At 64.5% G+C, this 25,857-nt stretch carries 26 protein-coding genes; 15 read left to right on the top strand and 11 right to left on the bottom strand.

Annotated elements, in window-relative coordinates:
* Window positions 1-32: 32 nt before the first annotated feature.
* From hslO to ABD923_RS11885, 9 genes are all read left to right on the top strand, one after another.
* The gene (gene hslO, locus ABD923_RS11925; RefSeq protein ID WP_259548874.1) at window positions 33-1,052 is read left to right on the top strand and encodes an Hsp33 family molecular chaperone HslO; all 1,020 of its coding nucleotides are present in this window, start codon (window positions 33-35) and stop codon (window positions 1,050-1,052) included.
* On the top strand, window positions 1,036-1,629 hold the full coding sequence (locus ABD923_RS11920; protein ID WP_259548876.1) for a CoA pyrophosphatase: 594 nt from the start codon (window positions 1,036-1,038) through the stop codon (window positions 1,627-1,629). The genes hslO and ABD923_RS11920 overlap by 17 nt, the downstream gene beginning before the upstream one ends.
* Window positions 1,626-2,774, top strand: a complete 1,149-nt coding sequence (locus tag ABD923_RS11915; RefSeq protein WP_259548878.1) for a CCA tRNA nucleotidyltransferase — start codon at window positions 1,626-1,628, stop codon at window positions 2,772-2,774. Before ABD923_RS11920 ends, ABD923_RS11915 begins: the two co-directional genes overlap by 4 nt.
* 94 nt (window positions 2,775-2,868) lie before the next feature.
* Window positions 2,869-3,456, top strand: coding sequence for a LysE family translocator (locus tag ABD923_RS11910; RefSeq protein WP_259548882.1), 588 nt, complete (start codon window positions 2,869-2,871; stop codon window positions 3,454-3,456).
* Between the two features lie 42 nt (window positions 3,457-3,498).
* Complete coding sequence (locus tag ABD923_RS11905; RefSeq protein WP_259548884.1) at window positions 3,499-5,349, top strand: ABC transporter ATP-binding protein; 1,851 nt, start codon at window positions 3,499-3,501, stop codon at window positions 5,347-5,349.
* Complete coding sequence (locus ABD923_RS11900; protein WP_259548885.1) at window positions 5,346-7,208, top strand: ABC transporter ATP-binding protein; 1,863 nt, start codon at window positions 5,346-5,348, stop codon at window positions 7,206-7,208. Before ABD923_RS11905 ends, ABD923_RS11900 begins: the two co-directional genes overlap by 4 nt.
* Before the next feature lie 58 nt (window positions 7,209-7,266).
* On the top strand, window positions 7,267-7,692 hold the full coding sequence (locus tag ABD923_RS11895) for a VOC family protein (protein ID WP_259549156.1): 426 nt from the start codon (window positions 7,267-7,269) through the stop codon (window positions 7,690-7,692).
* Window positions 7,682-8,917: a class I SAM-dependent RNA methyltransferase gene (locus tag ABD923_RS11890; protein ID WP_259548888.1), complete on the top strand. Its 1,236-nt coding sequence runs from the start codon at window positions 7,682-7,684 to the stop codon at window positions 8,915-8,917. Before ABD923_RS11895 ends, ABD923_RS11890 begins: the two co-directional genes overlap by 11 nt.
* A 72-nt stretch (window positions 8,918-8,989) precedes the next feature.
* Window positions 8,990-9,721, top strand: a complete 732-nt coding sequence (locus ABD923_RS11885; RefSeq protein ID WP_405048300.1) for an ion transporter — start codon at window positions 8,990-8,992, stop codon at window positions 9,719-9,721.
* Between the two features lie 36 nt (window positions 9,722-9,757).
* On the opposite strand, the gene dxs is transcribed toward ABD923_RS11885, so the two are convergent.
* From dxs to ABD923_RS11855, 6 genes are read right to left on the bottom strand one after another with little or no spacing between them, the layout of a single operon-like run.
* Complete coding sequence (gene dxs / locus ABD923_RS11880; protein ID WP_259548906.1) at window positions 9,758-11,677, bottom strand: 1-deoxy-D-xylulose-5-phosphate synthase; 1,920 nt, start codon at window positions 11,675-11,677, stop codon at window positions 9,758-9,760.
* 36 nt (window positions 11,678-11,713) lie between these two features.
* Window positions 11,714-12,580, bottom strand: coding sequence for a polyprenyl synthetase family protein (locus tag ABD923_RS11875; protein WP_259548911.1), 867 nt, complete (start codon window positions 12,578-12,580; stop codon window positions 11,714-11,716).
* A gap of 6 nt (window positions 12,581-12,586) precedes the next feature.
* A complete protein-coding gene (locus tag ABD923_RS11870) occupies window positions 12,587-12,832 on the bottom strand; it encodes an exodeoxyribonuclease VII small subunit (RefSeq protein WP_259548915.1) in 246 nt (81 codons plus the stop codon).
* A complete protein-coding gene (locus tag ABD923_RS11865; RefSeq protein ID WP_259548917.1) occupies window positions 12,829-13,764 on the bottom strand; it encodes a histone deacetylase family protein in 936 nt (311 codons plus the stop codon). The genes ABD923_RS11870 and ABD923_RS11865 overlap by 4 nt, the downstream gene beginning before the upstream one ends.
* Before the next feature lie 7 nt (window positions 13,765-13,771).
* Window positions 13,772-14,485 carry a response regulator gene (locus tag ABD923_RS11860; protein ID WP_259548919.1) on the bottom strand — a complete coding sequence of 238 codons (714 nt, stop codon included), beginning with the start codon at window positions 14,483-14,485 and terminating at the stop codon, window positions 13,772-13,774.
* Window positions 14,485-15,000, bottom strand: coding sequence for a MarR family winged helix-turn-helix transcriptional regulator (locus ABD923_RS11855; RefSeq protein ID WP_259548933.1), 516 nt, complete (start codon window positions 14,998-15,000; stop codon window positions 14,485-14,487). Before ABD923_RS11855 ends, ABD923_RS11860 begins: the two co-directional genes overlap by 1 nt.
* Window positions 15,001-15,191: 191 nt before the next feature.
* Here ABD923_RS11855 and ABD923_RS11850 point away from each other — a divergent pair, with 191 nt between their 5' ends.
* On the top strand, window positions 15,192-16,061 hold the full coding sequence (locus ABD923_RS11850) for a branched-chain amino acid aminotransferase (protein WP_259548940.1): 870 nt from the start codon (window positions 15,192-15,194) through the stop codon (window positions 16,059-16,061).
* 114 nt (window positions 16,062-16,175) lie between these two features.
* The gene (locus ABD923_RS11845) at window positions 16,176-16,511 is read left to right on the top strand and encodes a DUF2794 domain-containing protein (protein WP_259548943.1); all 336 of its coding nucleotides are present in this window, start codon (window positions 16,176-16,178) and stop codon (window positions 16,509-16,511) included.
* Here the strand turns inward: ABD923_RS11845 and ABD923_RS11840 are convergent, their stop codons facing one another.
* The 3 genes from ABD923_RS11840 to ABD923_RS11830 all read right to left on the bottom strand — a co-directional run bounded on the left by ABD923_RS11840 (window position 16,512) and on the right by ABD923_RS11830 (window position 19,168).
* Window positions 16,512-17,345, bottom strand: coding sequence for a C40 family peptidase (locus ABD923_RS11840; protein WP_259548946.1), 834 nt, complete (start codon window positions 17,343-17,345; stop codon window positions 16,512-16,514).
* The gene (locus tag ABD923_RS11835; RefSeq protein WP_259548948.1) at window positions 17,342-18,727 is read right to left on the bottom strand and encodes a leucyl aminopeptidase family protein; all 1,386 of its coding nucleotides are present in this window, start codon (window positions 18,725-18,727) and stop codon (window positions 17,342-17,344) included. The genes ABD923_RS11840 and ABD923_RS11835 overlap by 4 nt, the downstream gene beginning before the upstream one ends.
* A 63-nt stretch (window positions 18,728-18,790) precedes the next feature.
* Window positions 18,791-19,168, bottom strand: a complete 378-nt coding sequence (locus ABD923_RS11830; RefSeq protein ID WP_259548957.1) for a hypothetical protein — start codon at window positions 19,166-19,168, stop codon at window positions 18,791-18,793.
* Between the two features lie 147 nt (window positions 19,169-19,315).
* Between ABD923_RS11830 and ABD923_RS11825 the strand changes: the two genes are divergently transcribed.
* The 3 genes from ABD923_RS11825 (at window position 19,316) to ABD923_RS11815 (ending at window position 21,328) form a co-directional block, all read left to right on the top strand.
* Window positions 19,316-19,966: a carbonic anhydrase gene (locus tag ABD923_RS11825; RefSeq protein ID WP_259548966.1), complete on the top strand. Its 651-nt coding sequence runs from the start codon at window positions 19,316-19,318 to the stop codon at window positions 19,964-19,966.
* Window positions 19,967-20,031: 65 nt separating this feature from the next.
* On the top strand, window positions 20,032-21,012 hold the full coding sequence (locus ABD923_RS11820; RefSeq protein WP_259548967.1) for a sodium-dependent bicarbonate transport family permease: 981 nt from the start codon (window positions 20,032-20,034) through the stop codon (window positions 21,010-21,012).
* 4 nt (window positions 21,013-21,016) lie between these two features.
* The gene (locus tag ABD923_RS11815; protein ID WP_259548969.1) at window positions 21,017-21,328 is read left to right on the top strand and encodes a P-II family nitrogen regulator; all 312 of its coding nucleotides are present in this window, start codon (window positions 21,017-21,019) and stop codon (window positions 21,326-21,328) included.
* Window positions 21,329-21,382: 54 nt separating this feature from the next.
* On the opposite strand, the gene ABD923_RS11810 is transcribed toward ABD923_RS11815, so the two are convergent.
* Together ABD923_RS11810 and ABD923_RS11805 are read right to left on the bottom strand one after the other, a co-directional pair.
* A complete protein-coding gene (locus tag ABD923_RS11810; protein ID WP_259548971.1) occupies window positions 21,383-23,038 on the bottom strand; it encodes a DUF4139 domain-containing protein in 1,656 nt (551 codons plus the stop codon).
* Between the two features lie 165 nt (window positions 23,039-23,203).
* Window positions 23,204-24,226, bottom strand: coding sequence for an aspartate-semialdehyde dehydrogenase (locus ABD923_RS11805; protein WP_259548978.1), 1,023 nt, complete (start codon window positions 24,224-24,226; stop codon window positions 23,204-23,206).
* A 314-nt stretch (window positions 24,227-24,540) separates the two neighbouring features.
* Here ABD923_RS11805 and ABD923_RS11800 point away from each other — a divergent pair, with 314 nt between their 5' ends.
* Window positions 24,541-25,836 (top strand): DEAD/DEAH box helicase, encoded by a 1,296-nt coding sequence (locus tag ABD923_RS11800; RefSeq protein WP_259548980.1) that lies wholly within the window; start codon window positions 24,541-24,543, stop codon window positions 25,834-25,836.
* The last annotated feature ends 21 nt before the right edge of the window (window positions 25,837-25,857 follow it).

Genomic DNA, 25,857 nt, shown 5'->3' with positions numbered 1-25,857 from the left:
GCAACCTCCGAAATGCGCTAGGATCTGATGCCATGACTTTGACAACCCGGATCGCCTGGGATGACACCGTGTTGCCCTTCCAACTGGACCGCTCTGACATTCGCGGCCGGGTGGCGCGGCTTGACCAGACGCTCGACCGTATCCTGACACAGCATGACTATCCCGCGCCGGTCGAGGCGCTGGTTGCCGAACTGACGTTGTTGACCGCGTTGATCGGCCAGACGATCGACCTGCGTTGGAAACTGTCGCTTCAGGTGCGCGGCGATGGGCCGATCCGCCTGATCGCCACGGATTTCTACGCCCCGTCGAAAGAGGGTACGCCAGCCCAGATTCGTGGCTTTGCCAGCTATGATGCAGAGCGGCTGACTGAAACGAGCGATGCGTTCGGCCAGATCGGCAAGGGCTATTTCGCCATCCTTCTGGATCAGGGCAAAGGGTCCGCGCCCTATCAAGGGATCACGCCGATTGCAGGCGGCTCGCTCTCGTCCTGCGCCGAGACGTATTTTGCGCAATCCGAGCAACTGCCCACGCGCTTTGCCTTGGGGTATGGCCGTTCGACCGAACCCGGCCACCCCGAGGCGTGGCGGGCTGGCGGCGTGATGTTGCAGCATATGCCCAAGGCCTCGCCCTTTGCCGCGTCGCCAGAGGGGGGATCGGGCGAGGGCGGATTGCTGTCCGGCGCAGACCTGCTTGAGGATGACGAGGGCGAGAACTGGAACCGCGCCAATATCCTGCTGGATACGGTCGAGGATCTCGAACTGATCGGCCCAACCGTTGCGCCGACCGACCTCCTTTTGCGGCTGTTCCACGAGGAAGGCCCCCGTGTCTATGACGCGCAACCGGTGCAATTCGGCTGCACGTGTTCGCATGCCCGGGTGCGTCAAAGCCTGTCCATCTACTCGGCCAAGGACATCGCCCACATGACCACCGAAGACGGCATCGTCACCGCCGATTGCCAGTTCTGCGGTGCGCATTACGAATTCGACCCCAAGACCTTGGGGTTCGAGGCCGAGCGCGCGCCCGAGGAAGGTGAGGATGGCCCCGATCATTGATCTCGAGACGATGGTGGCGCGGTTGGCGGAGCGCGCTGCCGCGCCATCGTCCGATTATGATCTCAACCGGGATGTCAGCTTGCCCGAGGGGCGCAAACTGCGCCCGGCGGCGGTGCTGATCCCGGTGCTGGGGGATCGCGTCATCCTGACCAAGCGGGCCTCGCATTTGAAACACCATCCCGGCCAGATCGCGCTTCCGGGCGGCAAGATTGACGCGACCGATGCCGATGCGGCTGCGGCAGCCCTGCGCGAGGCGCATGAAGAAATCGGCCTCGACCCGACCAATGTCGAGCTATTGGCCCACCTGCCGCCCCATGAAACGGTGACGAGCTATTCCGTGACCCCGATCCTTGCCCGTGTTCGCCATGCGTTTGAGGCAGTGCCGGAAGAGGGCGAAGTGGCCGAGGTCTTTCACGTGCCGCTTTCGTTCCTGATGAACCCGGACAGCTACCGCGTCGAGCGCCGTCGTTGGCGCGGCACGTGGCGGCATTTCTACGTCGCACCTTGGGGGCCCTATTACACCTGGGGGGCAACTGCGCGTATCCTCAAATCCCTTGCCGATCGGGTGGCGACATGAAGTTGACCCCCGATTGGCTTACCGCGCCCGGCACCCAAGCGGTGATCGACGCCATCGAAAGCGGCGGCCACCGCGCATGGTTCGTGGGCGGCTCCGTGCGGAACGGTCTTCTGGACCTCGATGTCTCGGATATCGACATCACCACCGATGCGCGCCCCGAACGTGTTGTCGAATTGGCGGAATCCGCCGGGATCAAGGCCGTGCCCACGGGGCTTGACCACGGAACCGTGACCCTGGTGGCCGATCACACGCCCTACGAGATCACGACGCTCCGCCGTGACGTGTCGACGGACGGGCGCCGCGCGACGGTCGCCTTCACCGAACGGCTGGAGGAAGACGCCCATCGGCGCGATTTCACGATGAACGCGCTCTATGCGATGCGAGATGGCACGGTCATCGACCCGACAGGCGAAGGTTTGGCGGACCTGAACGATCGGCGCCTGCGTTTCATCGGGAATGCCCGTGATCGTATCGCCGAGGACTACCTGCGCATCCTGCGGTTTTTCCGCTTTCATGCGTGGTATGCCGACCCAACGGGCGGGATCGATCCCGAAGGTTTGGCCGCCTGCGCCGAGATGGCGAGCGGCATCGACCGTCTTTCGAAAGAACGCATCGGCGCGGAAATGAAGAAACTCCTCGCTGCGCCGGATCCGGCCCCGGCCGTGGCTGCCATGGCGAAATCCGGTGTCCTGAGCCAGACCTTGCCGGGCGCGGACGCGCGCCTTTTGCCGGTACTCGTTGCGATCGAAGGCGGCTTGGCGCCCAACGCGATCCGTCGCCTTGCCGCACTGGGCGGCGAAGGCGTGGCCGACCGTTTGCGCCTGAGCCGGGCCGAAGCGAAAGAGCTTGAGACGCTGCGCGAGGAAATGGGCAGCGAAAAGGGGCCGGCCGAGCTGGGCTACCGCCATGGCTTCGAAGTTGCGCGGGATGTGCTGCTTTTGCGGGCCGCCCAGTTTGAAACCCCTCTCAGGCCGCAAGATCTGCACAGGGCGCAACTTGGTGGCCTAGCTGTTTTCCCGATCAAGGCCGCCGACCTCATGCCGGCTTTCGAAGGGCCGGAGCTTGGGCGCGAACTTGCACGGCTGGAGGCGCGCTGGATCGCATCCGGGTTCACGCTGACCAAACAAGCGCTCTTGTCCCTCTGAGCGTGCGTCGGCTTCGCCGCCGGCAGGCATATTTGAAGGATAAAGATGCATGGCGCAGAGCGCTTGACAGTCGGCCTTCGTCGGGGTCTTGGGCATGGCCATGGACCCGCTTTATGCCTTTGTCTTCCTTGGCCTGTTCACACCGGGTCCGAACGTCATCCTGTTGACAGCCTCGGGCGCGCGGTTCGGGTTCCGCGCCAGCCTGCCGCACGTCTTGGGCGTGGCTTTGGGAGTCGGTGTGCTGGCCGCCTTTGCGGGTCTCGGCATGGGGGCGTTGATGGCTGCGCTGCCGGGCGTCGAGCGGGCACTGAAACTCGTGGCGGCGGGCTGGATCCTGTGGATGGCGTGGCGGTTGTGGCAATCGCGACCGTCCGGCGCGCCCGACGCCCGTGGGGATCGGCCCTGGAGCATCGGGCGGGCTGTCCTGTTCCAATGGGTCAACCCCAAGGTCTGGGCCGTGATCCTGAGTGCGGCGTCCGGCTATGCGGCGGGATTATCGCCATGGGGAGAGGCGGCACGGCTTTCCACGGCATTTGCGGGCATCAACCTGTTCGTCTGCTTGTTCTGGAGCTTTGCCGGCTCGCTTCTGGGGTATCTTCTGACAACGCCCGATGCATGGCGCGTCTTCGCCCGGATCATGGCCATGGCATTAGCTGGTTCAGCTGTCATGGTTTTTGCCTAAGCTCTGACCTATATCTGATCTTCAGGATCGTGAGCCCCGTCAATGTTCCGCTTTTTCGAAAACATGGTCGACCCCTATGTCGACTACCCGGAAACCGACGCGCCGCCGCGTCGCCTGTTCGCGTTCCTGTGGGACTACTCGCAACCCTTCAAGCGGCTCTACGCGCTGACCGCGGCCATGTCCGTTGTGGTGGCGGCCATCGAGATCGGGCTGATCTGGTACATGGGGCGCATCGTCGATCTGATGGGTCAGGGTGAGCCTGCCGCGGTTTTGGCCGATCACGGCCTGGAACTGATCCTTGCGGCGCTCTTCATCCTGTTTCTCAGGCCGATGATCCAAGGCCTCGATGTCGCGCTTCTGAACAATGCGATCCTGCCGAATTTCGGAACGCTGATCCGCTGGCGGGCGCATAAACAGGTTCTGCGCCAATCCGTTGGCTGGTTCGAGAACGATTTCGCCGGCCGGATTGCAAACCGGATCATGCAGACCCCCACCAGTGGGGGCGAGGCCGTTTTCCAGATCTTTGACGCGATCACCTTCTCGCTGGCCTACCTGATCGGGGCTGCGGTGCTGTTGGCAGGTGCCGACCCGCGCCTTGCCATCCCGCTATTTGCGTGGTTCGGCCTCTATGCGCTGCTGTTGCGCTGGACGATCGGGCGCGTTGGGCCCGCGTCAAAGGCCAGCGCGGACGCCCGGTCTGCCACCACCGGCCGCGTTGTAGATAGTTACACCAATATCCATTCGGTAAAGCTCTTTGCCCATCACGAGCGTGAGATCGACTATGCCAAGGAGTCGATCGAGAATACACGCCGGACCTTTGCCGCGGAGATGCGGATCTTCACCGTGATGGACGTGGCGCTGACGGCCCTGAACGGCATCCTGATCGTGGCCGTGGTCGGCTGGGCCATCTGGCTGTGGTCCACGGGCGCGGCCAGCGTCGGTGTGGTCGCGGCGGCCACCGCGCTGACCCTCAGGCTCAACGCCATGACCGGCTGGATCATGTGGGCGGTCAGCAGCTTCTTTCGATCACTTGGCGTCGTGGCCGAGGGGATGGAGACGATCACCGCGCCGATCACCCTGACCGACACCCCCGGTTCGACGCCGCTGCGGTTCGAGAGGGGCGAGATCACCTTCGACGGGGTCAGCCACCACTACGGGCGCGGGGCCGGGGGGCTCGACAAGATATCGCTGACCATTCGCCCCGGCGAGAAGGTGGGCCTGATCGGGCGGTCGGGTGCCGGCAAGTCGACCTTGGTCAAACTGCTCCTGCGGTTCTACGACGCCGAGGGCGGCCGTATCCTGATCGACGGGCAGGACATCCGGCAGGTCACGCAGGATAGTCTCCGCCACCGGATCGGCATGGTTCAGCAGGACAGTTCGTTGCTGCACCGTTCGGTGCGCGACAACATCCTTTATGGCCGTCCGGACGCGTCCGAGGACGAGATGCTGGGCGCTGCGAAACGGGCCGAGGCGCATGAGTTCATCCTCGACCTCGAAGATCCGCAGGGGCGCAAAGGCTACGATGCCCATGTCGGCGAACGGGGCGTGAAACTGTCCGGCGGGCAGCGGCAGCGCGTGGCGCTGGCGCGCGTGATCCTGAAGGATGCGCCGATCCTTGTGCTGGACGAAGCCACCAGCGCGCTCGACAGCGAGGTGGAGGCCGCGATTCAGAAGACGCTCTATGGCGTGATGGAGGGCAAGACGGTTATCGCCATCGCGCACCGCCTGTCGACCATCGCGCAGATGGATCGGATCCTTGTGCTGGAAGATGGGCATGTGGCCGAGGAAGGCACGCATGATCAGCTTTTGGCGCGCGGGGGCCTCTATGCCGGGTTCTGGGCGCGGCAATCGGGCGGGTTCATCGGCACGGACGAGACCGAGGCCGCCGAATGACGCGTTTTGCCCCCGTTCTCAATTGGCTGTCCGGCCTGATCGAACCCTTTGCCCGGGCCGAGGGGCCGCCGCCGCGCACCTTATGGGCGTTCATCAGGTGGTGCCTTGCCGGGTCATGGCGCATCCTGATTCTCGCCGCGGTGCTTTCGGGGCTGGCTGGCGTGCTCGAAGTGGGCGCGGCCTATTTCCTGGGTGTCGTGATCGACACCACGGTGGGGGCCGACCCGCAGGGGTATTTCGCCGCGCATTGGGTCCTGATCGTCGGGTACGCCGCGTTCTACCTGCTGCTGCGGCCGCTGTTTTTCGGCGCATCGGCGGCCTTCAACGGGATCGTCCTGCCGCCCAACCTCGCCCCGTTGATCCAGAGCCGGCTGCACCGCTGGTCGCTCGGGCACGCGGTCAGTTTCTTCGACGATGATTTCGCCGGTCGGATCGCTCAGAAACAGGCGCAGACGGCCACCGCGCTGGTCAACGTGGTGACCGAGGTCATCAACGCCGCTGCCTTCGCCATCGCGACACTGATCGGGGCGGTGGGCATGTTGGCGCTGATCGACTGGCGTATCGCCGCCGCGCTGGTCCTGTGGCTTGGCCTTTACGCGGTCATGATCCGCTGGTTCATGCCGCGCATCCGCGAGCGGTCCAAGCGTCGGGCGGCTGCGCGCGCCAACGTCACGGGGCAGATCGTCGATACGATCACCAACATCAAGACGGTCAAGCTGTTCGGGCACACCAGCCACGAGGACGAGGCGGCGCTCGAAGCACTCGGCGGTTATCGCGAAGAGGCGCTGTCTTTCGGCTACCTGTCCACCGGGTTTCGCTTCGCGCTGATGACGACGGCGGGCGTGTTGCCGGTCGTGCTTGTCTTGGGCGCTGTGCTTCTGTGGCAGGTGGGCGAGGTCAGCGCGGGTCAGATCGCGGCCACCGGGGCCATCGCGATGCGTATCGCACAGATGACGGGGTGGGTGAGTTTCACCCTCATGGCCATCTACGCCAATGTGGGCGAGGTCGAGGATGGCATGCGTACCCTGACCCCGCCGCATGGGTTGACGGATGCGCCAGGTGCCCGGCCTATGGCGTCCATCGCGGGCCGGATTGCCTATGAAGGCGTCGATTTCGCCTATGGTCGCAAGGTGGGCGGTGTCCAGGGGATCGACCTGACCATCGAGCCGGGTCAGAAGCTGGGCATCGTCGGTGCCTCGGGCGCGGGGAAATCCACGCTCGTGGCGATCCTTCTGCGCCTCTACGATGTCGAGGCCGGGCGCGTCACCGTGGATGGGATCGACATCCGCATGGTCACGCAGGACAGCCTGCGCCAGCAGATCGCCATGGTCACGCAGGAAACCGCGATGTTCAATCGCTCGGCCATGGACAATATCCGGTACGGTCGCCCCGACGCGACCGACGCCGAGGTCATCGCCGCCGCCAAGCGGGCGGAAGCGCACGAATTCATCGAAACGCTGGCCGACCATCGCGGGCGGCGCGGGTACGACGCGCATCTGGGTGAGCGGGGCGTGAAACTGTCCGGCGGGCAGCGGCAGCGCATCGCGCTGGCCCGCGCCTTCCTCAAGGATGCGCCGGTTCTTGTGCTGGACGAGGCGACCAGCGCCCTCGATAGCGAGGTCGAGGCCGCGATCCAGAAAACCCTTCACGACGTGATGGAGGGCAAGACGGTGATCGCCATCGCCCATCGCCTGTCCACCTTGTCGGAAATGGACCGCATCATCGTGCTGGACGCTGGCCGTATCGTCGAGGACGGCACCCACCAAGACTTGCTGGCGCGGGGCGGTCTTTATGCGCGTTACTGGTCGCGCCAGTCGGGCGGGTTCATCCAGTCCGACGAGGCCGCAGCGGCCGAATAGGCTGGTGTTTCTTCGGCCTTTCCGGCAGCTTGGCGCGAGAAAGCAAAGAGGCGAGGCCATGGATCTAGATGCCGTCCCAGCCGAAGAATTCGGACGCAGCCTGAAGGGGATGGGCGTCAACCTTCTGACAGGTGATGTCCGCGAACTTGCAGCGTTTCTTGTCGAGATCTTCGGTTTGACGGTGTTTCGCCTGTCCGACGATTTCGCGATCATCCGCCACGACGGAACGATCCTGCAGCTTCATGCCGATCCGACCTATGGCAGCCATCCGCTGATGTCATTGGTGCCGGAAAATCCGCCACGCGGCGCTGGCGCGCAGTTCTATCTTTTCGGCATCGATCCCGATGCGGCCGTGGCCCGTGCCAATGCGGCCGGGCATCTCGTGATCGAGCACGTCGCGAACAAGCCCCACGGTCTGCGCGAGGCGACCATCCTTTCCCCCGAAGGCTATGCCTTTACCCCCGCCATTGCGCATGACGACTGAGCTCACCATCGACCGTCTTGGCCACCACGGCGATGGGGTCGGCGGCGGGCCGGACGGGGCTGTGTTCGTGCCGATGGCCCTGCCGGGCGAACGCGTGGCGGGTGAGGTCGAGGGTGATCGGATGGACGGGGCAAAGATCCTGTCGCCATCCCCCGAGCGTGTGCGCCCGCCCTGTCCCCATTATCGGCAATGTGGCGGGTGTTCCCTGCAGCATGCCAGCGACCGCTTTGTCGCCGACTGGAAGGCGCAGGTGATTTCCACCGCGCTTGCCGCCCACGACCTGACGGCGCCGATGCGGCAGACCCTGACTTCGCCGCCGCGATCGCGCCGCCGCGCGACGCTGGCGGGCAAGCGCACCAAGAAGGGCGCGCTGGTGGGGTTTCATGCCCGCCGCTCGGATGTCGTCGTCCAGATCACGGATTGCCATGTGCTGACACCGGCGCTCATGGCGACTGTTCCGGTCTTGGAGGAGATCACACGCCTTGGCGCATCGCGCTCGGCCACGCTGGCTTTCGCCTTGACGGAAAGCGCGACGGGTATCGACCTCGCCGTGTCCGGGGGCAAGCCGCTCGATGGGCCGCTACGTGCCGCCCTGCCGCAGTTCGCCAGCCATTTCAAACGCCTGACCTGGGGCGATGAGCCCGTCTTCATGGACGCCGCCCCGATCCTGACGTTCGGCCCGGCCATGGTCAGCCCGCCCGCTGGCGCGTTCCTACAGGCCACGGCGGAGGGCGAAGGCGCGCTTCTCGCCAGCGTCAAGGAGGCCACCCACGACGCCACGGTGATCGCCGATCTTTTTGCCGGTTGCGGCACCTTTGCCCTACCGCTCGCCGCCACAGCGACCGTTCATGCCGTTGAAGGGGCCGCCGACCTGCTGACCGCGCTCGATTCCGGCGCGCGCCATGCCCAAGGTCTTCGCGCGGTCACGACCGAGACCCGCGACCTGTTTCGCCGCCCCTTGTTGCCCGAGGAACTCTCTCGCTTCGATGCCGTCGTGATCGATCCGCCCCGGGCCGGGGCCGAGGCGCAAACCCGCGAATTGGCCAAGGCGCAGGTGCCCCGTATCGCCATGGTGTCCTGCAATCCCGTGACCTTCGCGCGTGATGCGGCGCTGCTTGTTGCAGGGGGCTATACCATCGATTGGGTGCAACCCGTCGATCAGTTTCGGTGGAGCGTGCATGTCGAACTTGCGGCGGCGCTTCGCCTTGCCCATATCCCGGCGTAACCGCGCGAGGGATAGATGAGCGATACAACCACGAACCAAGGGTTCCGGCAGCGTTTGGCCGATTGGCTGGAGATGCCCCAGATCCGTTACACGATCATTGCCGTGATCGTGTTCAATGCCGTCATTCTCGGGCTGGAAACATCCGACACCGCGATGGAAACCGCCGGGGCGCTCATCCTGACGCTGGATCGCATCTGCCTTGCCATTTTCGTCGTGGAACTGGCAGCCAAGATGATCGCCTACGGGACTCGGTTCTTCCGGTCGGGGTGGAACCTTTTCGATTTCGTCATCGTCGGCATCGCGCTGGTTCCGGCCGCGCAGGGCCTGTCCGTCCTGCGCGCGTTGCGCATCCTGCGTGTGTTGCGCGTCATCTCTGTCGCGCCGCGCTTGCGCCGCGTCGTCGAAGGTTTCGTCACCGCGCTGCCGGGCATGGGCTCGGTGTTCCTGCTGATGGGGATCATCTTCTATATCGGGGCCGTCATGGCGACGAAGCTTTTCGGGGAAACCTTCCCCGATTGGTTCGGAACACTCGGCGCGTCGCTTTACACCTTGTTCCAGATCATGACGCTGGAATCCTGGTCGATGGGCATCGTCCGCCCTGTCCTCGACGTCTACCCCTACGCGTGGGTGTTCTTCGTGCCCTTCATCATGATCACCACCTTTGCCGTGGTGAACCTGCTGGTCGGCCTGATCGTGAACTCGATGCAGGATGCCCATGCCGAGGAGACCAACGCCGCGACAGACGCCTATCGCGACGAGGTGCTGGAACGCTTGCGCAAGATCGAAGAACGGCTGGACCGGTAGGGCGGGAGGTATCCCGCCGCCGTTGGCGGTCGCGCCTCAGGCGCGCTTTACCATCCGCGCCACGCCCAACGTCTCCAGGACCTTGGCCTCGATATCCTCGGCGTTCAGCTTGGCCACCGCGTACATGTCGCGCGGGTTGGCCTGGTCGATGAAGATATCCGGCAGAACCATCGAGCGATACTTGATCCCGGTGTCGAAAACGCCCTTTTCCGCCAGGAGCTGCGCGACATGGCTGCCGAAGCCGCCAACAGCGCCTTCTTCGACCGTGATCAACGCCTCATGGTGCCGCGCCAGTTTCAGGATCATCTCTTCATCCAGCGGCTTCGAGAAACGCGCATCCGCGATGGTGGGCTTGATCCCCTTGGCCTCAAGCGCTTCGGCAGCGTCTCGAACCTCCTTCAGCCGCGCGCCGAAGTTCAGCAACGCGACCCGGTTGCCCTCGGCGATCATCCGGCCCTTGCCGATTTCGAGTGCGACGCCGCGTTCCGGCATCTCGACCCCGACCCCTTCGCCACGCGGGTAGCGGAAGGCCGACGGGCGATCTTCGATTTCAAGCGCGGTGCGGACCATGTGCACCAACTCCGCCTCGTCGGCGGCGGCCATCACGACGAACCCCGGCAGGTTGCTGAGGAAGGCCGTATCGTAGCTGCCGGCATGGGTCGCGCCATCGGCCCCCACCAGCCCGGCCCGGTCGATGGCAAAGCGCACCGGCAGGCGCTGGATCGCGACGTCATGCACGATCTGATCGTAGCCGCGCTGAAGGAAGGTCGAATAGATCGCGCAGAACGGCTTTAGCCCACCGGCGGCCATCCCGGCGGCGAAGGTCACGGCATGCTGTTCGGCAATGCTCACATCGAAGGTCCGCGCGGGAAAGCGCTTGCCGAACAAATCCAGACCCGTGCCATCGGGCATGGCGGCGGTGACGGCGGTTATATGCGGGTCGTCCTCGGCCTCCTGGATCAGGGCGTTGGCAAAGACCTTGGTATAGCTCGGCGCGTTGGAGGGCGCTTTCTTCTGTTCGCCGGTCCGAATGTCGAATTTCGCCGTGGCATGGCCGCGGTCGGGGCGATCCTCGGCATAGCCTTTGCCCTTCTTCGTGATCGCGTGGATCAGGATCGGTCCGTCCGCACGCGCCTTGACGGTGCGCAGGATGGCCAGAAGCTGCTCCATGTCGTGCCCGTCGATGGGGCCGATATACGAAAAGCCCAGTTCCTCGAAGAGCGTCCCGCCCACGGTCGCGGCCTTGAGCAGCTCCTTGGCGCGACGTGCACCTTCCTGGAAGGGTTCCGGCAAGAGGGACACCGCGCCCTTGGCGGCGGCCTTCAATTCCTGGAACGGGGCGCCAGCGTAAAGACGCGACAGGTAGGACGACATCGCACCGGTGGGGGGCGCAATGGACATCTCGTTGTCGTTCAGGATGACGATCAGGCGCTTTCCGAGGTGGCCCGCGTTGTTCATCGCCTCGTAGGCCATGCCGCCCGACAGCGCGCCGTCGCCGATCACGGCAATCGCGTCGCCATGTCCGGTGTCGCAATCGCCGCCCAACTCGCGCGCCATGGCGAAGCCGAGCGCCGCCGAGATCGAGGTCGAGCTATGCGCCGCGCCGAACGGGTCGTAGGGCGACTCCGAGCGCTTGGTGAAACCCGATAGCCCGTCCTTCTGACGAATGGTCTGCATCCGCTCGCGGCGACCCGTCAGGATCTTGTGCGGGTAGCACTGGTGCGAAACGTCCCAGATCAGCTTGTCGCGTGGCGTGTCGAACACGGCGTGAATCGCCACTGTCATCTCGACCACGCCAAGGCCTGCGCCGAAATGCCCGCCGGTCTGGCTGACTGACCAGATCACCTCGGCGCGCAATTCATGCGCCAGGCGGTCGAGGTCGGTATCGCTCAAGCCCTTGAGATCGTACGGGCTTTTGACGCGATCAAGGATCGGTGTATGGGGTCGCTCGCTCATCGCTGGCCTCCCGGGCCGTGAACTGTCAGGTCAAATTTACATATCGCGAGCGATAATGTAGCGCGCCAGCGCCTGCAAGTTCTGCGCCCTTTCGCCGTAGGGCGATAGTGCCGCACAGGCTTCGTCGACAAGATCGCCCGCGCGGGCCTTGGCCCCGTCGAGGCCAAGAAGCGATACGAAGGTGGCCTTGCCCGCATCGGCATCCTTGCGCAGCGCCTTGCCCGCCTTGTCCGCGTCCCCCTCGATATCGAGGATGTCATCGGCGATCTGGAAGGCGAGGCCGATTGCGCGTGCATAGGTCAAAAGCGCCTCGGGGTCTTCCCGGCCAAGGATCGCACCGGCCATCGCGGGCCATTCGATCAGGCGGCCGGTCTTGTTGCCCTGCAACTCGGTGATCTGGTCCAGCGTCAATGGGGCGCCTGCGCTTTCGGCCGCAATGTCCTGGGCCTGGCCCAGAACCATCCCCTCGGCGCCGCTGGCTTGCGCCAGTGTGGCGACCAGTTCGATGCGCTGCGCGGCATCGCCCGCGTCGGGGCGGGCCAGCAATTCGAACGCAAAGGTCTGGAGCGCATCGCCGACCAGGACCGCCGTCGCCTCGTCCCATTTCTTGTGGACGGTGGGCTGGCCGCGCCGCAGGTCGTCATCATCCATGCAGGGCAGATCGTCATGCACAAGGCTGTAGGCATGTACGCATTCCACGGCCCCGGCCGCGAACAGCGATTGGGCTGGCGGCACGTCGAACAGCCCGGCGGTTTCCATCACGAGGAACCCGCGCAGACGTTTGCCGCCGTTGGTGGCATAGCGCATCCCCTCGGAGACGCGGTCATCCCCAAGGCGTGCCAGTTGCTGGATCAGAAAGTCGCCAATGGCGCCTTGCGCCTCCGCCAGTGCGGTCTTGAACATCGGTCTTCAAAGCCCCTCGGTCGGCGTCGTCCCGGTGGGTTGGCCACCCGCGTCGAGGGTGATCTGTTCGACCTGTTCCTCGGCTTGCTTCAGCTTGGTTTCGCAATGCGTCTTCAAGGCCGCGCCGCGCTTGTAAAGGGTGATGGACTCTTCCAATGCGACATCACCACGGTCCAGCGCCGTGACCACCTGCTCGAATTCGCGGATCGCCTCCTCGAAGCTCATCTTCTCGATCGGCTTTTCGTCGCTCATGCGCCTCGCTCCATCAATTCCGTCACATGTCCCGCGACTGACGTCGCGAGCGCAGACAGATCATAGCCGCCTTCGAGTGTCGAGACCACGCGCCCGCCGCAAAGCTCATCGGCAAGGTCCAGCAGGGTGCGGGTGATCCAGTTGAAATCCTCGGTCGTCCAGACAAGGTTCGCAAGCGGATCGTCTCGATGCGCATCGAACCCGGCAGAAATGATGATCAGCTCAGGCTCGAAGGCCCGAAGTGCCAGAAATGCACGGCTTTCGTAGGCGGCCCGCATCTCGGCCCCGCCGGAATTGGGCGGCAGCGGCAGGTTGAGGATGTTGTTGCTGGCGCCGCGCTCCCCGGCGCTGCCGGAACCGGGGTATAGTGGCATCTGGTGGGACGACACGAAAAGCGTGCGGCCCTCGTCCCAGAGAATGTCCTGCGTGCCGTTTCCGTGGTGCACGTCGAAATCAACGACCGCGACCCGCGACAGACCGTGACGATCGAGGGCGTACTTGGCCGCAATCGCTGCATTGCCGAAAAAGCAAAAGCCCATGGCCCGGGTCTTTTCCGCATGGTGGCCGGGCGGACGGGTGGCGACAAACGCGTTGGTCGCCGCACCGGACAGGACGGCATCGACCGCCATCAGGCATCCGCCCACCCCCTTCAGTGCGGCGTCCCAACTTCCGGGCGAGGCGTGCGTGTCGGGGTCCAGAGACCTCAGACCGCTTTCGGGCATCGCGGCTTTGACGGCGGCCACGTAGTCGGCGGGATGACCCAGTAGCAGATCATCCTCGGTGCAGAGGGGCGCCTCGGCTCTTGTCAAAGCGTCGAAGACCGGGTCCGACAAGGCCGAGAAAACGGCCTCAAGCCGCGCGATCTGTTCGGGATGGCCCGGCGGCATCTGGTGTGACAGGCTGGCGTGGTTTTCTATGAGAAGCGTGGTCATCTTTGCCTCAATCCGGGGCCAGCATGTAGCCCGCGCCCCGCACCGTTTGCAGGTAGCGCGGCTGCTTCGGGTTCACCTCGATCTTGCGGCGAAGGCGCGTGATCTGAACGTCCACCGCACGTTCCTGAACCTGTTCGGCAGGCCCGCCCTTGTCGCGGTTCAACAGGCCGACAAGGTCCGCGCGGCTGAAGGGTTCGTTCGGCTGCCCCGCGAAGATCCGCATCAGGGCGGCTTCGGTCGCGGTCAGGCGGACCATCTCCTGTCCATGCCACATCTCGGCGCGCTCGATATCGTAGCGGATCGGTCCCAGCGACAGAACCTGCGGCACCTCGGTTTCATCCGGTTGGGTCGGCATCCGTCTCAGGATCGCATTGATCCTCAGCAGCAGTTCCTTCGGCTCGAACGGCTTGGGCAGGTAATCATCGGCCCCGGCTTCCAGCCCCGTGATCCTGTCGCTGGCCTCACCCTTGGCGGTCAGCAGCAGAATGGGCGTGTGGATCGTCTCGCGCAGCGATTTCGTCAGGCTGATGCCGTCCTCGCCCGGCATCATCACGTCGAGCACGATCAGGTCGAAATCCAGCCCGGCAAGAAGGCGCCGCGCGTGGGCCGCATCGCGGGCGACGGTCGTCATGAACCCATTGCGGATCAGGAACTTTTGTAGGAGCCCGCGAATGCGCTCGTCATCATCGACGATCAGAAGATGTGCACCGATTTCGGCCATCACCCGTTATCGACCCCATCGAGGTAGTGACGCCGCATTTCGGGGTCCATCATCTGTTCGAGCACGGCGCGAAACCCCGCAACGGCCTCGGGCCCGGCATTTCTGAACGCGGCCCGCATACGGGCGCGCTGCGCCTCGGATAATTCGCGTTCCAGCGCTTTGCCCTCATCCGTCAGGTAAAGGTGACGCTCACGCTTGTCGCGGGTGCCGACCCGGCTTTCGACCAACCCGTCCTCGACCAGCGCCCGAAGCACGCGGTTCAACGATTGCTTGGTCACGCCGAGGATCGACAGAAGGTTGTTCACCGTCGTGCCTGGCGTGCGGTTGATGAAGTGGATCGCCCGGTGATGCGCCCGCCCGTAGCCATATTCCTGGAGGATGCGGTCGGGGTCCGCCGTGAAACCGCGATAGGCGAAGAACATCGCCTCGATCCCGCGGCGCAGTTGATCTTCGGTCAGAAACAGCAGGCTTTCCCCCCTGCTGCCCATAGCGGGGCTCGCGTTGCGCTCTGCCATCGCCGGTCCCTTCCTTGCCGGTTGCGTTCGGCTTGTTGTCATCACTTTATGTCAGCCTTGTTGACTTTCCAAGAATCAATTGATAGCCACGACCAGATTTTGCGCAACTTTATGTCCGATGCGGACCGAATTTGCGCAACTTTCGAAAAGAAACCGCCGGACAGCCGGCCCACTGGCGAAGGAAGGGACCGATGGCAGGAGCTTATGACGATCGCGATGGCGTCATCTGGATGGATGGCAAACTGGTGGATTGGCGCGATGCGAACGTGCACATCCTGACCCATGCCATGCATTACGCGTCCAGCGTGTTCGAAGGCGAACGCGCCTATAACGGCAAGATCTTCGAATCCCGCCGGCACTCTGAACGCCTTGTCGCGTCGGGGCGGATGCTGGACATCGACATCCCCTGGACGATCGACGAGATCGAAGCCGCGAAATACGAGGTCATGAAAGCCAACGGCCTGACCGACGCCTACGTGCGCGCGGTCGCATGGCGGGCGTCGGGCGAGGATATGGGTGTAAGCTCTGCCAAGAACCCGGTGCGTCTGGCCATCGCGACCTGGGGTTGGGGCAACTATTATGGCGACGCCAAGTTCAAGGGCGCCAAGCTGGACATCTCGCAGTGGAAGCGGCCCAGCCCTGAAACCATTCCCTGCCACGCAAAGGCCGCCGGTCTCTACATGATCTGCACCATGTCCAAGCACGCCGCCGAGGCAAAGGGGTGTTCCGACGCCATGATGTTCGACTATCGCGGCTACGTGGCCGAGGCGACCGGCGCCAACATCTTCTTCGTGAAGGATGGCGAGGTGCATACGCCCACGCCCGATTGCTTCCTGAACGGGATCACGCGGCAGACCGTCATCGGCATGTTGCGGGATCGCCAGATCAAGGTGCACGAGCGTCACATCATGCCCGAGGAGCTGGAGAGTTTTCAGCAATGCTGGCTGACAGGGACGGCGGCCGAGGTCACGCCAGTGGGCCAGATCGGAGATTATAACTTCGAAGTTGGCCAAATGGCGCGGGATATCTCGACCGCTTACGAGGACCTTGTGCGCGCCTGACGGCAGCACCTGAGCCAACACCCCGGAAAGGCCCCGAAAAGATGCGGGGCCTTTCTTTTCAGGTGCGTTTTTCTTGATTTCGGTCCGCACCACCCCCACCATCGCAGGATGGTGATGCATTTTCAGCCCACGGGCCCGCAAACCCAGCCCGAGCAGGTGGCGTTCGATCGCCGCGAGTTGGGCGTGATCCTTGGTCTCTATGGGCGCTTCGTGGCCGCAGGGGAATGGCGTGACTACGGCATTTCCCATCTGCGCGATGTGGCCGTCTTCGCGGTATTCCGGCGCACGGCGGAGCATCCGATCTACCGGATCGAGAAACGCCCCAAGCTACGCGACAAGCAGGGCCAATACTCGGTCATCGGGATGGATGGCCAGATCCTGAAGCGTGGCCATGACCTGAAAACCGTTTTGCGCGTGCTCGACCGCAAGCTGATCCGCGCGGTGGAGTGATCAGCCCAGCGTGATGTGCTTTCGCGCGGTGATGGGACCGCCGCCATTGGCTTCGATCCGGTCCGCGGCTTCTTTCAAAGGCTCATAGGCCACGGCCATGTGATGCGCGTTGGCGTGCAGCAGCATATCGGGCCCGGCCATGAACCCGACATGCCCACCCCAGAACACCAGGTCACCGCGCTGGAAGGCCTCGTCGGGGGCGATCTCGTCTCCCAACGCTTCCTGCTGGTCACTGTCCCGCGGGCAGTCCACGCCACAGGCCACCAGCGCGGTTTGCACAAGGCCCGAGCAATCGAGGCCCCAACGGCTGGACCCACCCCAGAGATACGGCGTGCCAAGGAACAGGTCGGCCACGCCGACCGGGTCCGCAAAGCGCGCCTTGATGGGCATCAGGTGCTGACGGGGAATGAAATGGCCGGTGTGGATTCGCAGGTATTCGGGGCGCTCGCCGGTCACGCGCACCATGCTGCCGAAGAACAGCGCCACATCGGGCGGCGCCTTGAGGTCGGGCTTCGGGTAAAGGTGCGTCGCCGGCGCGACGACCCAATGCGTCGCCTCTTCGGGGCCCGTCAGGGCGCCGGACAGGACCCAGCCAACCTGACCGTCCCGTTCAGCCTGCCCGAAGGAGAACCCGTCCCGCGTTTCGAGAACGAGGAAACGCTCGCCGAACAAAAGCTGGCTGACGCGGGGGCCGCGCGGTTCCTGAGAGACGTTCACGATCGGCTGCTGAACCATCATCCAGCGGCCATCGGTGTAACGTTCGGCCTCGACCTCGCCCTTGAGCGAGCTGTGCGCGACCTCTCCGTTGCTGGCGGTGATGCGGGGATCTCTCATTGTTGCAACACCTCGGGAAGGGCTTCGTAGATCGCGCGGATGCCTTGGCCGACGCCGCCCTTGGGCCGCGCGGGCGCAGGGCTGGGTTGCCAGGCGTAGATGTCGAAATGGGCGTATCTCGTGACCGGGGCCGTGAAACGCCGCAGGAACAGGGCCGCGGTGATCGACCCGGCCATGCCGCCCTTGGGCGCGTTGTCCAGATCGGCGATGCCCGGTTCGATCATCGCCTCGTAGGGCGCGTGGAAGGGCAGTCGCCATACCGGGTCGGCGACCGAATGTGCCGCCGAGGTCAGCGCGGTCGCGAACCCGTCGTCATCGGTGAAGAACGGCGCGATATCCGGGCCCACCGCAACGCGGGCCGCGCCGGTCAGCGTTGCCATCGAAATCAGCAGGTCCGGCGGCGTCTCGGCGGCGAGTGCGAGCGCATCCGCCAGGACAAGCCGCCCTTCGGCATCCGTGTTGTTGATCTCGACCGTCATGCCATTGCGTGCCGTCAGGATGTCGCCGGGGCGGAAGGCATTGCCGGACACCGCGTTCTCGACCGCCGGGATCAGGACGCGCAGGCGCATCTTTTCGGCCCCGGACATGATCATGCGGGCAAGACCCATCACGTTTGCCGCGCCCCCCATGTCCTTTTTCATCAACCCCATGGAGGCGCCGAGTTTCAGGTTCAGACCGCCCGTGTCGAAACACACGCCCTTACCGACGAGCGTCACCGAAGGGCCGGTATCGCCCCAGGTCATCTCGATCAGGCGCGGCTCTTCGTCCGAGGCGCGGCCGACCGTGTGAATGAGCGGCAGGTTCGCGTCCAGCAGGCTGTCGCCGTGGGTGGCTGTCACCTCGGCCCCGAACTCGGTGGCAAGCGCGCGAACGGCTGCTTCCAACGCATTGGGTCCCATATCCTCGGCAGGCGTGTTCACCAAGTCGCGGGTCAGGGCTTCGGCGGCGGCGATGCGTTCCAGGCGCGCAGCGTCGACACCATCGGGCGGAGAAAGGCGCGCGAGTGTGGGCGATTGCGCGCGGTATTTTTCGAAACGGTACAGTGACAGCAGATAGCCGAGCGCGATTTCTTGGCCCTCGGTGCCGTCTGGCAGGGATTCGATCCGGTAGTCGCCTTCTGGCAAAGCGGCGATCGCCGCCCCCGCGGCAAAGCGTTGCCGCGCGCGGTCCGATGGGCCGCCCCGCCCGACAAGAACGGCCATTGGTTTGCCACTCTCGCCCGGCAAAGCGCAGGTTTGGCCAAGCGCACCGGTGAACCCATGATGCCGAGCCCAGGAGGCCGCGGCATCGGGCAGAGTGGCCAGTGTCTCTTCGCAATCCTCGGGCGCAACCAGGCGGATCGGGATCGCACCATCGACCGGTGCGGAAAAGGCAAGCGACATGAACGAACCCCACGGGAAAGACGGCGCTAACCTATCCTCTGGAAACAGCGCCGCAAGGGTCGATCAGCCGGAAAGATCTTCAAGGTCCCAAACCGCCTGGATCGAACGGTCGCCGACCCGCTCCAACCGCGCAAGCGCCGCCGAGAGAGACACGACATGGCCGGTGTCGAGGCAATCGAGCGCGTTGCGCGCCGCGCGGGCAAGGGTCGACATGCCGATCAAGTCGGCATCGTCGCGCAGGTTCGTGATCACCTGTCGCATCCCACCTGCGATCCGTTTGCTGTCGGGCAAGTCGGCCAGGGCCTTTGCAATGCGGTCAAGCGCAAGCGCGACCTCCGCCTCGGCCCGGTTTTCGCCGATGCGCAAACAAAGATCCTCGAGCTTGTCCGGATTGAACCGCGCAGGTTCTTCGGGCCGCAATTCTCGAACGAACGGCTTCATACCTCACTCCACTCCACCAACGGTCCCCACCGCGCGGGTGGTGATGCCACGCTTGCGTTGAAAAAACGATTGAGCGCGCGTCGAAAAGCACCTGCAATTTTCCCTGAATGCAGGCTAACACGTCCCGAGGTTGAAAAGAGGTTTGCCATGCACCGTGTAAAATCGCTGCCGAAATATCTGCTGGATCGGTACCACGACTGGATGGAGCATTCCTTTCCCGAAAGCCGCGAATGGTTTCGCAAGCTGGCCGAGGAAGGGCAAAGCCCCCGTGCGATGGTCATTGCCTGCTGCGACAGCCGCGTGGCGATTAACTCGATCTTCGGTCAGCGGACGGGCGAATTGTTCGTTCACCGCAACATTGCAAACCTCGTGCCGCCCTATACGCCGGACGGTCAGCACCACGGCACGGGCGCTGCCGTGGAATTCGCGGTCACGTCGCTGAAGGTGGAGCATATCCTTGTCATGGGGCATTCGAATTGCGGCGGGGTGCGCGGCTGCATCGACATGTGCACGGGCCACAACGAGGCGCTTTTAGAGCAGAAAAGCCTTGTTGGCCGCTGGCTCGACGTGCTGCGGCCTGGTTTCGAGCAGGTGAAGGATATCGAGGACAAGGCCATGCGCCAGACGGCGCTGGAGAAAGAGGGCATCCAGGTCAGCCTCGAAAACCTGCTGGGCTATCCTTTCGTCAAGGAGGCGGTGGATGCGGGCCAGCTCACGCTGCACGGGATCTGGGCCAATATCTCGGACATGGACCTGGAGACCTTCGACGGGTCCGTCCGCCGGTTCAGCCATGGCTGATTCTTTACCTTTTGCGCGCAGCGCATTAGGTCGATTGCAATGACCTGCCGAGCGATGAGGTTCCCATGAGTGACATGCTTGCCTTGGCCGTCGGCAACCTGCTTTCGCCGATCATCCTGTTCTTCGTGCTCGGGTTTGCCGCGGCGTTCGCGCGGTCCGACCTGTCGATCCCCGAGGCGGTGGCCAAGGGCCTGTCGCTCTACCTGCTGTTCGCGATCGGGTTCAAAGGCGGGGCCAGCGTCGCGGCGCACGGGATCGACGCCACGCTGCTCTTGTCGCTTGGGGCCGGGATTGTCCTGTCTTTCGCGATGCCGATCATCGCCTTCGGGCTTTTGCGGCTGATGTCCGGGCTCAGCGTGACGGATGCGGCCGCCGTCGCAGGGCACTATGGCTCCATCTCCATCGTGACTTTCGTGGCAGCGTCGTCCGTTCTGCAAGGCGCGGGCATCGCGTCCGAAGGATACATGGTCGCCGTCGCCGCCGTGATGGAAGCGCCTGCGATCCTGTCGGCGCTCTGGATCATTGCACGCTTCGGGCAATCCTCGGCCAAGATGGAAAGCGGCCTGATCCGCGAGATCCTTTTGAACGGATCCATCGTGCTTCTGGTCGGGTCCTTCCTGATTGGCTGGATCACAGGGGATGAGGGGCTGGACATGATCGCGCCCTTCATCGTCGCGCCGTTCCAGGGTGTGCTCTGCCTGTTCCTGCTGGATATGGGTCTTGTCGCGGGGCGCGGCCTGCGCGAGGCGCGGTCGGTCCTGCGTCCGGCGTTGTTCCTCTTCGGTGTGCTCATGCCCCCCATCGGCGCAACGCTTGGCCTTGGTTTCGGCCTCCTGCTGGGTCTCAGCCCGGGGGGCGTGGTCCTTCTGATGACGCTTGCGGCCTCGGCCTCCTATATCGCCGTGCCAGCCGCGATGCGCGTGGCCCTGCCCGAGGCGAACCCGTCGATCTATCTGACGCTGTCACTTGGCGTGACGTTCCCCTTCAACCTGACGCTCGGTATTCCGCTCTATCTTGCGGTTGTCCGTGCCCTGACCGGAGCTTGACCTCATGCAGACCCATCAGGCGAAACGCGTGGAAATCACGATCGAGGCGGTCATGGAAAACCGCCTGACCAAGGCGCTTCTCGACGCGGGGGTCACGGGGTTCACCATCCTGCCGGTTCTGGGCGGCTCGGGACGCTCGGGCCATTGGAGCCGCGAAGGCCAGGTCACCCGCGCTGGCGGCATGGTGTCGGTTATCTGCATCATCCGCCCCGATCGGCTCGATTCCCTGCTCGAAGCGGCCTTCTCGGTGGTGGACCGTCATATCGGGGTGGTCAGCGTCGTCGATTGCGAAGTGCTGCGCGCTGAACGGTTCTGACGCCGGGATGTTTGGCCGCCGCGCGTGGTGCGCGACGGCCCCAGTGTTTTCCGCTCAGGGACGCCAGTTCAGCATCATGCCCTCGGGCCAGCTCAGATCGACCGTCATGCGGATCACCTCGCGGGCCCCGGGTGCGACGTCCATGGTCCACGCGCTGACACCGCGCATGTCATCGACATCCCGTTCGTCCGGGCCGGGGTCGAGGGTCAGTTCCATCGAGATCTCTTCCTGCTCCACGAACGGTGTCGCGTAGAGAAGGCGAACGCTCTCGGCCTCGTCCGAGGTGTTCTCGATCCCGAACTCAATCTCTCGCAACTGCGTGTCGGACGTCACGAAGATCCCGCGATCGCCCTCGGCCAGCGACCTGTCGATCCAGACCAGCTGCAAGTGATCGAGCGGACCGAAACCCATCTCCATCTCGGCGCCAATGGCGACCATCGGCAGCCAGTCTTCCCCGACGAGGGCACCATCGCGATAGAAGCGCGCTTCGCCCGGCAGGATCGGCTCTCCGGTGTCGTTTTCTCCAAGGGCCATCAGGAAGGCGGTGTCGTCGTAGCGGGGCACGGCGCGGTTTTCGGTTTCCATGTCGATCACCAGTGCATCGAAGGGCAGGGTGACCTCGCCCGACGCGCCGACCGTTACCGGCTCACCATAGGCATAGCTGATCGACAGGCCGTCGACCTGCATTTGCGCCCTTGGGCGCATCTCGTCCACCATCACGCCGGCGATCACGGGGGCTGGCGCAGGCATCGCTTCGGCATCTTCGAAACGTCCACTGCCGCGCGGCTCGATCTGGATGGGTTCCATCACCCGCACCGGATCGGGCGACAGGCCCGAGGGGGTCTGCGCCCGGTCGGGCGTCGCGGTGGAGAACGTCACCGCCACATCGCGCCAGCGGGCTTGCCCGTAGGTGGCCAGCGACACGAAACGCTCGATCTCCATCGCGCCGCTTTCGGTGTCGAGGTCGATTTCATAGCTGGGCGACCACTGCGCCTCGGGCGTCAGGTAGCTGAGCGTGATCTCGGCCTCGGTTTCTTCGGCGGCGGTGACGGCGACCTCTAGCATATCGCTGCTTGTGCCAAAGGGGCGCAGACGTTGGAATGCATCCGTTGCCGTGCGCAGGTCCGTTTGTGCATCGGCCACCGCCTCGGCCAGATCGCGGCGTGCGATCTGTGCCGACTGCAACTCGGCGGCGACGCGGGCGGACTCCGCGCCAAGCGTGGCAAGGATCTGCGGCACCAGCGCGGGGTCGTCCGGCATGGCGGCGCCGCCGTCGCCGGGACGGGTCAGCGCGTTCAGATAGGCCATTTGCGCCTCGATCGCGCGCATCTCGCCGTCTGCTGCGGCCAGCGCATCCTGCGCCTCCATCAGGGCATCGCGTGCGGCCTCGACGGTGGCGCGCGCCTCGGCCTCGGCGTCACTGTCCAGCGCGCCCTCGGCCAGGGGCATGGCCTGCGCGATCTGCGGTTGCCCGATGGCAAGCCCGTCCGGCCCCGAAACCTGCACCAGCTCGGCCGACGCCTGATCGGGCATCGCGATCAGAAGGCGGTGCTGCCCGGCGGGGATGGTGACGGTTGCGGTCCTTTCGACGGCGGCACCGGACGCGTAGACCGTCGCGCGGGCGATATCGGCACGCAGCAGGATATCGTCGGCCAGGGCCGCGCAAGGCACACCGGCAACGAGGGCGGTGGTCAGCAACAAACGGATCATGGGAAGTGTCCTCATCTCTTCGATGAGGAGACCATCGGCCTTGCGGCGCGATCTGCCAAGACGGGGAAACCCCACCGAGGGGAAAGGGCGATGCTTTGCCGATGCCCGGAAATGCAAAAGGCCGCGTGACGTACACGCGGCCCTGCAAATTGAGATATCGGGCGCTCAGGCCTTCTTCAGCACGCGATTGCCCAGCGTCTCGGCGATTTGCACCGCATTCAGGGCCGCGCCCTTGCGCAGGTTGTCGGAGACGCACCACAGGTTGATGCCGTTCTCGATGGTCGAGTCCTGACGGATGCGGCTGATGAAGGTGGCGTAATCGCCGACACACTCGACCGGCGTGACGTATCCGCCATCTTCGCGCTTGTCGACGACGAGGATACCCGGCGCTTCCCGCAGGATGTCGCGCGCCTCGTCCTCATCGAGGAAATCCTCGAACTCGATGTTGATCGCCTCGGAATGGCCGACGAAGACAGGCACGCGGACGCAGGTGGCCGTGACCTTGATCTTTGGATCGACGATCTTTTTCGTCTCGGCGACCATCTTCCATTCTTCCTTGGTCGACCCGTCCTCCATGAACTTGTCGATATGGGGAATGACGTTGAAGGCGATCTGCTTGGGGTAGACGTTCGGCTCTTTCTCCTGACCGGGGACGTACATGCCCTTGGTCTGATCCCACAGCTCGTCCATGGCGTCCTTGCCGCTGCCCGAAACCGATTGGTAGGTCGACACCACGACGCGCTTGATCCGCGCGCGGTCATGCAGCGGCTTCAGCGCCACGACCATCTGCGCGGTCGAGCAGTTGGGGTTCGCGATGATGTTCTTCTTCGCGTAGCCATCGACCGCCTCGGGGTTCACCTCGGGCACGACCAGCGGCACGTCGGGATCGTAGCGGTAGAGCGACGAGTTATCGATCACGACGCAGCCGGCCTTGGCGGCCTTGGGCGCGTATTTCTCGGTCGCCTCGGACCCAATCGCGAAAAGCGCGATATCCCAGCCCGTGAAATCGAACGTATCGAGATCCTGGGTGGTGAGTGTCTTGTCGCCAAAGCTGCATTCAGTGCCGAGCGAGCGACGCGAGGCAAGTGCCGCGATCTCGTCAACGGGGAACTGGCGCTCGGCCAGGATGTTCAGCATTTCGCGACCCACATTGCCCGTGGCGCCGGCGACGACGACTTTGTAACCCATGGTCCTTGACCCTTTCGGATGATGGATGGGCGGCACATAGAGGAAGCGCCGCGCAAGGAAAAGGGGTGCCATGCTTGACAGGAGCGTCGCGAACGATCATGTGACCTGCATGTCGCTGCACTGCCGCGTGAGCAGTCGGTCGCCGGGCCAAGCCCCGACCTGACAGCGACAGACATATTCTCACAGGTCCCCATCACGCAGGGTTCTGACGATCGCGCCGATGAGCGGCCCGGTCGCACCCTCGCCCCGCTGCACGGTCTTCGTGCGGCCCATGACCCATGGCGCCCCTGTCGGGCTGCCTGAAAGGTAAACACTTGTTCGATTTCGATATGCTCGGGCTGAAGCCCGTGCTTCTCTCGGCCCTCAAGAAACAGGGCTTCGACACCCCCACCCCGATCCAGAACCAGGCGATCCCGCTGGCGATGGAAGGGCACGACATTCTTGGCCTTGCCCAGACGGGCACCGGCAAGACCATGGCCTTTGGCCTGCCGCTGGTGGAACACCTGCTGGATCAGCCGGGAAAACCCGCCCCCAAGACCGCCAAGGCGCTGATCCTTGCGCCGACGCGGGAACTGGTAAACCAGATCGCGGACAGCCTGCGCCTGCTGACCCATGATACACCGCTCAAGGTCACGACCGTGGTCGGCGGCCAGTCCATCGGCCGCCAGATCAGCGTTCTGTCGCGCGGCACCGACATCCTTGTCGCCACGCCTGGCCGCCTGATCGACCTGATGGATCGGGGCGCGGTCAGCCTGCGCACCGTGCAGCACCTCGTGCTGGACGAGGCGGACCAGATGCTGGACCTCGGCTTCATCCACGCGCTGCGCAAGATCGCGCCGCAACTGGGCACGCCGCGCCAGACGATGCTGTTCTCGGCCACCATGCCCAAGCAGATGGAAGAGCTGTCGGGGGCCTATCTCGACAATCCGCGCCGGGTGCAGGTCGCGCCGCCGGGTAAAGCCGCCGACAAGATCACGCAGTCGATCCATTTCGTGGACAAGCCGGGCAAACCGGGCAAGCTGCGCGAGATCCTGTCGCGTGACGAGGATGCCCTGACGCTGGTCTTCGCCCGCACCAAGCATGGCGCGGAAAAGCTGATGAAGGGCCTCGTCGCCGACGGGTTCAACGCCGCCTCGATCCACGGCAACAAGAGCCAGGGACAGCGCGACCGCGCCATCAAGGCATTCCGCGCAGGTGAGATCACGACCCTGGTCGCCACCGACGTCGCCGCGCGCGGCATCGACATTCCCGGCGTCGCCTATGTCGTGAATTATGACCTGCCCGAGGTGCCGGACAACTACGTGCACCGGATCGGCCGCACGGCCCGTGCCGGTCGCGAAGGGGAGGCGATCGCCTTCTGCGCGGCGGAAGAGGTGGATCTGCTGCACCAGATCGAAAAGCTGATGAAGATCGAGATCCCGGTGGCCTCGGGCGACCGCCCCGAGCCGGTCAGGTCCGACAAGCCGCGTCGTCGCGGTGGCGGTGGCGGTGGCGGCGGTGGCCGCAATCGCAAGGGGCCGGGCCAGGGAAAAGGCAACGGTCAGCGCTTTGACAAGCCCGCACAGGGAACCGGCAAACCACGCCGTCAGCGGCGTCGCCGGGCCGCCTGAACCGAACCCAAAAGGGGCGCT

Source organism: [Roseibacterium] beibuensis, from assembly GCF_039542305.1.
In the GTDB taxonomy this organism is placed as follows: domain Bacteria; phylum Pseudomonadota; class Alphaproteobacteria; order Rhodobacterales; family Rhodobacteraceae; genus Roseibacterium; species Roseibacterium beibuensis.
The sequence above is the reverse complement of the archived record's forward strand: the minus strand, read 5'-3'. Positions and strand labels throughout refer to the sequence as shown.